This window comes from Sinomonas soli (assembly GCF_054782415.1).
Window position 1 is genome coordinate 1 of sequence record NZ_BAAGSN010000033.1, and the last position, 595, is coordinate 595.

Annotated in this window: 1 protein-coding gene; it reads left to right on the forward strand. The window is 68.2% G+C overall.

The window, feature by feature from the left end; genetic code table 11:
* Positions 1–323: hypothetical protein (locus tag ACYVKZ_RS20555; protein ID WP_460994320.1), on the forward strand; the 323-nt coding region annotated here is incomplete at its 5' end.
* Positions 324–595 lie beyond the last annotated feature (272 nt).

The window sequence follows — 595 nt, forward strand, 5'->3', positions numbered from 1 at the left end:
TCACGCTGGAAGGGGCGACGCTCACCACGGTCATCACGCTGGAAGGGGCGACGCTCACCACGGTCCTGGCGGTCGAACTGCCGCGGACCACGGTCATCACGCTGGGGACGGTCACCGAACGGGCGACGCTCACCACGGTCGTAGCCCCCGCGCTCACCGCCGTCACGACGACCGGGCTGCCGATCGTCGCGGTCGCCGTAGGAGCGGCGCTCCCCGAACTGATCGTCACGGTTGCGATCCCGGAATCCGCGCGGCCTGCCACCAGAGTTGCTGGTACCGCGGAAGGAGCCGCCTCGCCTGTCAGAGCCGCTGCCGTCGCCTGAGCCCCTGCGAGGACCGTTGTAGTCCCGACCGCCCGGGCCGCGTCCGTTCTGCTCTGCCATGATGGCTCCTCTTTCCCTGGATTCCTTGGATCGACGACCTGTGGGCCGCTTCTCGTCACTATTGGTTTGAAGGGCCAGTGCTCACCTGCCGGCGACGTCTGGCAACCTCTATCAAGTCTACGGTGGTGCCGGCGGGGGTGGTCCGGACTGTGCCGTCCCCGTGTTAAATGCGGGAGCCCCCCAACGGTGGGTTGGGGGGCTCGACCGTGTGG